The sequence below is a fragment of the Streptomyces aurantiacus JA 4570 genome, from assembly GCF_000414115.1.
In the GTDB taxonomy this organism is placed as follows: domain Bacteria; phylum Actinomycetota; class Actinomycetes; order Streptomycetales; family Streptomycetaceae; genus Streptomyces; species Streptomyces aurantiacus_A.
Genome location: NZ_AOPZ01000112.1, coordinates 1 through 8,491 on the forward strand (window position 1 = coordinate 1; position 8,491 = coordinate 8,491).

Consider the following 8,491-nt stretch of genomic DNA (forward strand, 5'->3'; position numbering starts at 1 on the left):
CGCCTGCTGTGGGCAGCTGGGCCGCCAGGGGCGGCTCCCGACCCTAAAGGCAGCCCACGACGACGTTCACGTCACGGCGGCGGTGCCCCGGCCTACGGCGGGACCTTAAGACCGCCCCCGGCGAGAATCCGCGGTGCCCCCGGCGCCGACCAGCCCGGTCGAGACCTCCCCCAGCCGGGGCTCGAAGCGCCGCATCTCCCGTTGGCCGACGGCAGCGATGACCCCGGGCAAATACGGCCGTAGGCCCTGCATGCCCCGCAGCCACCACTGCGCGTACACATGCGCGGAGCGCCGCTCGATCCCGGCGACGAGCCGGTCGACGGCGGGCCCGAGCGGATACGTCTTGTTGGACGGCCACGGCAACCGCGACCGCAACTCCCGCATGACGTCGTCCTGATCGGCCCCGCGCACCATGTCGGTGTCCGTCCAGGACAGATAGCCGACGCCGACCTTCACGCCCTTGTAGCCGACCTCGGCCCGCAGCGCGTGCGCGTACGCCTCCACGCCCGACTTGGACGCGCAGTACGCGGTCATCATCGGCGCGGGCGTCAGCGCGGCGAGCGAGGCGATCTGGAGGAGATAGCCGCGGCTCTCCATGAGGACGGGCAGGAAGGCCCGTGCCGTCACCGCGCTGCCGATCAGGTTGACCTCGATGACCCGCCGCCAGGCGTCAGGGTCGGACGACAGGAACGGGCCCCCGCTCGCCACCCCGGCGTTGGCGACGACCGCGTCCACCTTCCCGAAGCGCTCCTTCACCTCCCCGGCCACCCGCGCCATCGCCTCGTGGTCGGTGACGTCGGCGTACCAGTGGTCGCCCTCCGTGTGCAGCCGCCCCGCGACCTGCTTCAGCTCGGCCTCCTCCAGGCCGACGAGCGCCACCCGCGCACCGCGCGCCGACAGCTTGCGGGCGAGGAGTTCACCGACCCCGCGCGCCGCCCCCGTGACGACGACGACCTGCCCTTCCAGGCTCACCTTGCTCACGCGCCCTCCCTCTCCCGCTCCCGGACCACCACGTACGTATCCGCCAGTTCCGCGATCCGCCGCGTCACCACTTCCGGCGCCTCCACCGGCGTCATGTGCCCCACCCCCGTCAGCTCGGTCAGGCCCAGGCAGTGCGGCAGCGCGGCCGCGATCCGGCGGGCGTGCGCGACGGGAGTCATCCGGTCGGCCGTGCCCGCGATGACGGCGGTCGGCATGGTCAACTCGCCGACCCCGGCGTCCAGATACAGCTCGTCCAGGACGTGCGCCCAGCGGTAGCGCACCACGCGGGGGCACGCGTGCACGATCCGCGCGCACACCTCGACCCGCTCGGGGGCCGAACCGGGCCCCATCGTGGCGTACTTGAGAGCGCGCCGGGCCAGCGGCGTCACCGGCCCGAGCGGCGCCCGCGCGCCCAGGACCCGGCGGGTGAGCCGGGTCCGCAGGGCGCCCGCGCGGAGCGGCACCACGGTCGACTCGGCGACGAGCCGCGAACTGCCCGTGCTGCACAGCAGCACCGCCGCCGCGTGCTCCCGCACCCCGGGCCTGCCGGATGCCGCCATCAGCGTCATGCCGCCCATGGAGTGCCCGGCGAGCACGGCTCCCTCGCCGGGCGCGAGGGTCGCGGCGAGCACGGCCTCCAGGTCGTCGGCGAGCGCCCGCGTGCCGTATCCGGCGGCCTCCAGGGGCGCGTCCGTGCGCCCGTGCCCGCGCTGGTCGTAGGCGATCACGCGGTACGTGGCCGACAGGGCCCGGATCTGCGCCGCCCAGAACGCCGTGGAGCAGGTCCAGCCGTGTACGAGGACGACGGCGGGCGCGTTCTCGGCCCCGTGCACCTCGACGTGGACGCGCGCGCCGTCGGCGGACACGGCGGTCAGTTCGTGCGCGGGCACGGGCGGCGCGTACGGCCCGCCGAGGACGTGGGTGAGCCTGCTCATGCCGTGGCCCTCACCTTCGCCGACCGGCTCTTCCCCGCGGTACGCGGCCGGGGCGGCGCGTCCGTCCCGGGGACGCGCGTGACCTCGTACTCGGACAGGTCGACGCGGCGCGTGGCCGCGCGGAACTCCGTCGTCGTACCGGGCCAGACCGTGGTGTTGACGCCGTTCGCGTCCAGGTACCAGCTCGTGCAGCCGCCGGTGTTCCACACGGTGCGCTTCATCCGCTCCTGGACGCGGTGGTTCCACGCCTCGACGGCGGCGGGGCGGGGGGCGAGCGCGGTGCGGCCGCCGATGATGTTCAACTGCCTTACGTAGTCGGCGAGATAGTTCAGCTGGGACTCGATCATCAGGATCATCGAGGAGTTGCCGAGGCCGGTGTTCGGGCCAATGACGGTGAAGAAGTTCGGGAAGCCCGCGGCGGTCGCGCCGCGCAGCGACTTCATGCCGTCCTTCCAGGACTCCATCAGCGTCTGGCCGTCCGCGCCGACGACGCGGTCGGCGATCGGCATGTCCGTGACGTGGAAGCCGGTGCCGAAGATGATCGCGTCAACCTCGGCCTCGGTGCCGTCGGCGGCCACGGCCGTGGACCCGCGCACCTCGGCGAGCCCGCTGGCGACCACGTCCACGTGCGGCTTCGCGAGCGCCGGATAGTAGGAGTTGGAGAGCAGGATCCGCTTGCAGCCGATGCGGTACGTCGGCGTCAGCTTGGCCCGCAGCTCCGGGTCCTTCACGGACCGCTCCATGTTCCGCTTGGCGATCCGCTCGATCAGGCCCAGCTCGTCGGGCCGCTTGGTGAACGCCTGCACCTGGAGTTCCCGGATGCCCCACAGCAGGCCCCGGCGGGCGTAGGTGGTGAACGGCAACTGCCGGTGCAGCCAGCGCTCGGCGCCGCTGATCGCCCGGTCCGCGCGCGGCAGCACCCAGGGCGGCGTGCGCTGGAACAGCGTCAGTTTCTGTACGTCGCGCTGGATCTCCGGCACGATCTGGATCGCGGAGGCGCCGGTGCCGACCATGGCGACGCGCTTGCCGCGCAGGTCGTAGTCGTGGTCCCAGCGGGCCGAGTGGAAGACCTTGCCGGGGAAGGTGTCCAGGCCCGGGATGTCCGGCGTCTTCGGGTCGGAGAGCGGCCCGGTGGCGGAGACGACGACATCGGCGGTGAGCGTCCCGGTGCTGGTCTCGATCCGCCAGCGCAACTCGTCGCCGTCCCAGGTCATCTTCAGCACCTCGGTGTCGAGGCGGATGTGCGGGCGCAGCCGGAAGGTGTCGGCGACCCGCTCCAGGTAGTCCCAGATGTGCTCCTGCCCGGAGAAGGTGCGCGGCCAGTCCGGGTTGGGCGCGAACGAGAACGAGTAGAGGTGGGACGGCACGTCGCAGGCGCAGCCCGGATAGCTGTTGTCCCGCCAGGTGCCGCCCACCGCGCCGGCCCGCTCCAGGACGACGAAGTCGGTGACGCCCTCCCTGCGCAGCCGGACGGCGGCCCCGATCCCGCCGAAGCCGGACCCGATCACCGCCACCCGTACGTGTTCCACACGTTCGCTCCCGGCCATGCCGACGCCTCCCGAGGAGTGTGACTCTGCCAGTAAGCACTGGCGCAATTAGGAGCGTAGGACAGCTGCGTACTCATGGGTAGGGGGCGGACGGAGGAAAGTTACCCGCGGTACGACCCCGGCGTGACAGCACCGTCCCGGCATAGGCTGCTCACGTGGCAGACGAAGTGGCAGACGCGGCGGCAGGCACGACGGCGGATGCGGCGGGCACGGCGGCGGACGCCGCTCCCGTACGCGAATTCCGCATGGAGGAGCTGGCCAAGGAGGCCGGCATCACCGTGCGCACCGTCCGCTTCTACCGCGAGCGCGGGCTGATCCGGCCCCCGCGCCGCGAGGGCCGCATCGCCTGGTACGACGAGCACCACCTGGCCCGCCTGCGCACCATCGCCGCCCTCCTGGAGCGCGGGCACACCCTCAGCGGCATCGCGGAGCTGGCCGAGGCGTTCGAGCAGGGGCGCGACGTGGCCGAACTCCTGGGCATGGGCGGCCCGTCGGAGGAGACCCCGGTCCGCCTGACCCCGGAGGAACTGGCCGACCGGTTCGCCGGCGAGGTCACCCCCGAGAACCTGTCGGCGGCGCTCGACCTCGGCTATCTCGGCACCGACGGCGACGACATCGTGCACGTCAGCCACCGCCTGCTTGACGCCTCGACCACCCTGGTGCGCAAGGGGATTCCGCTCGCGGCGGTCCTGGAGGCGGGCCAGCGGGTGCGTGAACACGCGGACGCGCTGGCCGAGTTGTTCCTGACGGTCGTCCGAACGCACGCCCCCGACCACGCGGACGTCAGCGTCGAGATGCTGCGGCCGGTCGCCAAGGCCGTGGTGGAGGCGGAGCTTTCCCTCGCCCTGGACCGGCGCCTCGCGGACGAGAAGCCGGACGAGAAGCCGGACGAGAAGCCGGACGAGGACTGACCCGCGACACCGGTGTGCCGCTCAGCGCGGCAGCCACCAACGCGCCTTGTAGATCCCGCCGTTGACCAGTGTGTACGCGGCGGCGGGCCGGTGCACGTCCACCTTCGTCGTCCACCAGGTCTCTTCGAGGCCCTTCTCCGGGACGGTGCTGAGGACCTGTCCGGTGCGCGGGTCGTTGCCGACGGCCTTCACCGACGCGCGGCCGATCGACTCGCTGCCCGCGTAGTCCCGTACGAAGGTCCCGTGCCGCTTGTCGTACTGGAACACGGACGCGTTGGTCGTCACCCACAGCCGCCCCGGTCGCCCGGCCACCGGGAACAGGTCGTGCCCGCCCGCCGTCCTCCCCGGCACGGCGACGGGCAGCGGCACCGCGAGGCTCCGCGCCAGCGTGGGCCGCGCGGACGTGCCGCCGACGGCGTACGCCACCAGCTCGTCGTCGCCGATCGCCCACAGCACCCGCCGCCCGCGGTCCCAGTGCAGCCCGTGCGCGCCCTTGAGCCGGTCCTCGGCGTACCGGGTCGCGTCCGGCCCGAGCGAGGCGGCGTACACGCGCACGAGCGCGCCCGTGCTGCACGCCACCGCCACATTGCCGTCCGGCAGGAGCTCCGCGCTGTGCGGGTTGAACAGGTCGTCGCCGGGGCCGAGCGCCGCGCCCCAGTAGCGCCGCCCCGTCGGATACTCGACGGCGGCCACGAACCCGAACGACGCCGTGGTCAGCACGAGCGCCCGCTTGCGGTGCACGCGCACCTTCGCCTCGCACGGGTACACCCAGCTCACCTCCGGCCGGAGGTCCCGGTAGCGGGGGTCGCCGAGGGGTGAGAACTGCCAGCGCACCACGGCCGGGTCGGCCGCCGGGTCCCAGACGCGGCGGCGCGGGTCGAGCACGAGGAGGCGCTTGCTCGCCTGCTCGGTGACGAGGACGGGCGGGGTGCCGGGCGGGACGCCGGGGCTTTTGGCGTACGGACCCGGCGCGGCGGACGCGTACGCCGTGCCCGCGAGCCCCGCACCCGCCACGGCGCCGGCGGCACCGGCCAACAGCCCTCGTCTGGACAGACCGGCAGACATCAAGCACCCCCGCGCGACCGACAGTTGGCGCGCCCCTCACGACGAGGGGCGCGCCCGCAATCTGTCACGCCGCGCGGCGGCGGGACAGTCCTCTGCCGGACTTTTCGCCGCGTCTTGGCCTGCCGGTGGCCGGGTGGCCCACTCGCGGACGGTGGCCGCGTGGCCCACTCACGGACGGTGGCCGGGCGGCCTACTCGTAGACGACCGTCACCGGCGCGTGGTCCGACCAACGCTCGGCGTGCGTGGCGGCCCGCTCGACGAAGCCCTTGACGGCCCGCCCGGCGAGGCCCGGCGTCGCCACGTGGTAGTCGATGCGCCAGCCGGTGTCGTTGTCGAAGGCACGGCCGCGGTAGGACCACCAGGAGTACGGGCCCTCCTGCTCGGGATGCAGCGCCCGCACGACGTCCCCGTACTCCTCGAAGACCTCCGACATCCAGGCCCGCTCCTCGGGCAGGAACCCGGAGTTCTTCTTGTTGCCCTTCCAGTTCTTGAGGTCGGCCTCCTGGTGGGCGATGTTCCAGTCGCCGCAGACCAGGACCTCACGCCCCTCGGCGGCGGCCCGGGCCTTCAGCTCCCTCAGATACACGAGGAACTCCGCCATGAACCGGACCTTCTCGTCCTGCCGCTCGGTACCGACCTCGCCCGAGGGCAGGTAGAGGCTGGCGACGGTGACGCCGGGCAGGTCCGCCTCGACGTAGCGCCCGCTGCCGTCGAACTCCGCCGACCCGAAGCCCACCCGCACCCGCTCCGGCTCGCGCCGCGTGTACAGGGACACTCCGGCGCGGCCCTTCGCGGCGGCCGGGGCGTGCGTGACGTACCAGCCCTCGGGGTCGCGCACCTCGTCCGGCAGCTGCTGCGGCTCCGCCCGCACCTCCTGCAGACACAGCACGTCCGCGCCGGTCCCGGCGAGCCACTCCACGAAGCCCTTCTTGGCGGCGGCACGCAGGCCGTTCACATTCACGCTGGTCACTGTGAGCATCCCGGCACGATACCGGCACACTGGTGAGCGCCCTGAATCCCGTCGCCGCCCCCGTGCGCCTGCATAGAAGTACGATGGAGAGCATGAACATACAGCCCGTCGCCTTCGACCACCCGGACGCCGTCAAGCTGAACGACCGCGTCCAGCGCGAGTACGCCGAGCGCTACGACGACGAGGGCGATGTGACGCCCCTGGACGCGTCCATGTTCAAGCCGCCGTACGGCCTGTACCTGATCGCGTACGACGACGCGGGCACCGCGCTGGCCACGGGCGGCTGGCGCGTGATGGACGAGAACGGCGAGGGGTACGCGGACGGCGACGCCGAGATCAAGCGCATGTACGTCACCCCGGAGGCCCGGGGGCTCGGGCTCGCCCGCCGCATCCTGGCGGTCCTGGAGGACGACGCCCGCGAGGCGGGCCGCGCCCGCATGGTCCTGGAGACCGGCACCAAGCAGCCGGAGGCGATCTCCCTCTACACGTCGAGCGGCTACACCCCCTGCGGCAAATTCGGCCACTACCGCTTCTCCCGGTTGAGCCGCTGCTACGCGAAGCCGCTGCGATAGCCCCTTGGCGGCAGCCCCGCCCCGCGGGGCGGCCCGGACCCCGCACTCCGCACCCCGGACTACGGCCTCGCGGCAAGCCCGGCCACCGCCTCCTCCGCCGCCGTCAGCGACTCCGCCGCCAGGCCCTGGAAGCGGGCGAGCCCGGGCATGTCCCCGGCCCGCGTCAGCTCGGCCCGCACGATGTGCAGCGCGTCCTCGGCCACCCCGAGCTCACCGAAGTACGCCCGCAGGTACGGAACTTGGAAGTCGCAGTCCGCGCGCGGCGTCCCCGGCCCGTACCCGCCGCCGCAGGCCGCGACCACCACGACCCGCGTCCCGCCGAGCAGCGGCCGCCCGCTGTCCGGGTCGGTGTACGCCCCCGGGAACGACACCCGGTCGATCCACGCCTTCAGGGCCGCGGGCACCCCGAAGTTGTACATGGGCACGCCGAGAAGCACCGTCCCCGCCTCCCGCAGCTCCGAGACCAGCGGCAGCGTCAGTGCCCACTCCCGCTCTTCCTCGGCCCCCTCGGCCAGCGCCGCCACCTTCTCCAGCGGTACGACACCCTGCCGCTCCACCCGCGTCCCGAGCCCCACATAGCCGGACCCCACCAGCGGCACCGGCTCGGCGACGAGGTCCCGGTAGCGGTATCCGGCGCCCCCGTGCCGCTCCCGCCAGCTCCGCGCGAACATCCCGGTGAGCCGCCGGGTCACGGACACCTCGCCCCGCCGGTCGGCGCTGGAGTCCACATGCAGCAAAAACCCGTTCCCGTCACTCATCCCACTCGCTCCTGTCACATTGATCGGGTCGCGTACGTCAAGGAGGTGACGGAGCACGACGAGGAAAGGTGACCGATGGACGAGCAGGCCGGACTCGCGGACCGCTTCGAGTCGCAGCGCGGCCGGCTGCGCGGCATCGCGTACCGCATGCTCGGCTCCCTCAGCGAGGCCGAGGACGCCGTCCAGGAGACATGGCTGCGCCTGGACCGCGTGGAGGGCGGGGCGAGCAGGACGGACGAGGCGGGCGGGGCCGAGGGCGCCAACGAGACCGACGGGGCCGACGGGGCCGACGGGGCCGACGGGCGGATCGGGAACCTGCCGGGCTGGCTGACCACCGTCGTCTCCCGCATCTGCCTGGACATGCTGCGCACCCGCGCGTCCCGCCGCGAGGACCTGACCGGCGACGGCACCATCCCCGACCACCTCGCCCGTGCCGACGCGCCCGGCCCGGAGGAGGAGGCGCTCCTGATCGATTCGGTGGGCCGCGCCCTGCTCGTGGTACTCGACACCCTGACCCCGGCGGAGCGCGTCGCGTTCGTGCTGCACGACTCGTTCGCCGTGCCGTTCGACCGGATCGCGCCCGTCGTGGAGCGCTCGCCGGCCGCCACGAAGAAGCTGGCGAGCCGCGCCCGCGGCAAGGTGCGCGGCACCCCGCCCGCCCCGGAGCCGGACGGGCACCGCCGCGCCGTGGCGCCGCCCGACCAGCACCGCCACGTCGTCGAGGCGTTCCTCGCCGCGGCCCGCGGCGGCGA

At 73.3% G+C, this 8,491-nt stretch carries 9 protein-coding genes; 3 read left to right on the plus strand and 6 right to left on the minus strand.

Going from position 1 to position 8,491, the window contains the following annotated elements; translation table 11 throughout:
* Positions 1-105: 105 nt before the first annotated feature.
* From STRAU_RS13775 to STRAU_RS13785, 3 genes are read right to left on the minus strand one after another with little or no spacing between them, the layout of a single operon-like run.
* On the minus strand, positions 106-981 hold the full coding sequence (locus STRAU_RS13775; protein WP_016640922.1) for an SDR family oxidoreductase: 876 nt from the start codon (positions 979-981) through the stop codon (positions 106-108).
* Positions 978-1,916 (minus strand): alpha/beta fold hydrolase, encoded by a 939-nt coding sequence (locus STRAU_RS13780; protein WP_016640923.1) that lies wholly within the window; start codon positions 1,914-1,916, stop codon positions 978-980. Before STRAU_RS13780 ends, STRAU_RS13775 begins: the two co-directional genes overlap by 4 nt.
* Positions 1,913-3,463: a flavin-containing monooxygenase gene (locus STRAU_RS13785; protein ID WP_037659221.1), complete on the minus strand. Its 1,551-nt coding sequence runs from the start codon at positions 3,461-3,463 to the stop codon at positions 1,913-1,915. The genes STRAU_RS13780 and STRAU_RS13785 overlap by 4 nt, the downstream gene beginning before the upstream one ends.
* A 245-nt stretch (positions 3,464-3,708) precedes the next feature.
* Here STRAU_RS13785 and STRAU_RS13790 point away from each other — a divergent pair, with 245 nt between their 5' ends.
* Positions 3,709-4,374, plus strand: a complete 666-nt coding sequence (locus STRAU_RS13790) for a MerR family transcriptional regulator (RefSeq protein WP_037659235.1) — start codon at positions 3,709-3,711, stop codon at positions 4,372-4,374.
* Between the two features lie 21 nt (positions 4,375-4,395).
* On the opposite strand, the gene STRAU_RS13795 is transcribed toward STRAU_RS13790, so the two are convergent.
* Positions 4,396-5,439, minus strand: coding sequence for a DUF6528 family protein (locus tag STRAU_RS13795; protein ID WP_037659223.1), 1,044 nt, complete (start codon positions 5,437-5,439; stop codon positions 4,396-4,398).
* A 190-nt stretch (positions 5,440-5,629) separates the two neighbouring features.
* On the minus strand, positions 5,630-6,418 hold the full coding sequence (locus STRAU_RS13800) for an exodeoxyribonuclease III (RefSeq protein ID WP_016640927.1): 789 nt from the start codon (positions 6,416-6,418) through the stop codon (positions 5,630-5,632).
* 83 nt (positions 6,419-6,501) lie between these two features.
* Here STRAU_RS13800 and STRAU_RS13805 point away from each other — a divergent pair, with 83 nt between their 5' ends.
* Positions 6,502-6,981: a GNAT family N-acetyltransferase gene (locus tag STRAU_RS13805; protein ID WP_037659226.1), complete on the plus strand. Its 480-nt coding sequence runs from the start codon at positions 6,502-6,504 to the stop codon at positions 6,979-6,981.
* A gap of 59 nt (positions 6,982-7,040) precedes the next feature.
* Here the strand turns inward: STRAU_RS13805 and STRAU_RS13810 are convergent, their stop codons facing one another.
* A complete protein-coding gene (locus tag STRAU_RS13810; RefSeq protein ID WP_037659228.1) occupies positions 7,041-7,739 on the minus strand; it encodes an FMN-dependent NADH-azoreductase in 699 nt (232 codons plus the stop codon).
* Positions 7,740-7,814: 75 nt separating this feature from the next.
* Between STRAU_RS13810 and STRAU_RS13815 the strand changes: the two genes are divergently transcribed.
* The coding region (locus tag STRAU_RS13815; protein WP_037659232.1) for a sigma factor at positions 7,815-8,491 on the plus strand (677 nt) is incomplete at its 3' end.

Coding starts and splice junctions, on each gene's coding strand:
- STRAU_RS13780 (WP_016640923.1), bottom strand. CDS start 1,916: ATGAGCAGGCTCACCCACGTCCTCGGCGGGCCGTACGCGCCGCCCGTG.
- STRAU_RS13785 (WP_037659221.1), bottom strand. CDS start 3,463: ATGGCCGGGAGCGAACGTGTGGAACACGTACGGGTGGCGGTGATCGGG.
- STRAU_RS13790 (WP_037659235.1), top strand. CDS start 3,709: ATGGAGGAGCTGGCCAAGGAGGCCGGCATCACCGTGCGCACCGTCCGC.
- STRAU_RS13795 (WP_037659223.1), bottom strand. CDS start 5,439: ATGTCTGCCGGTCTGTCCAGACGAGGGCTGTTGGCCGGTGCCGCCGGC.
- STRAU_RS13800 (WP_016640927.1), bottom strand. CDS start 6,418: ATGCTCACAGTGACCAGCGTGAATGTGAACGGCCTGCGTGCCGCCGCC.
- STRAU_RS13805 (WP_037659226.1), top strand. CDS start 6,502: ATGAACATACAGCCCGTCGCCTTCGACCACCCGGACGCCGTCAAGCTG.
- STRAU_RS13810 (WP_037659228.1), bottom strand. CDS start 7,739: ATGAGTGACGGGAACGGGTTTTTGCTGCATGTGGACTCCAGCGCCGAC.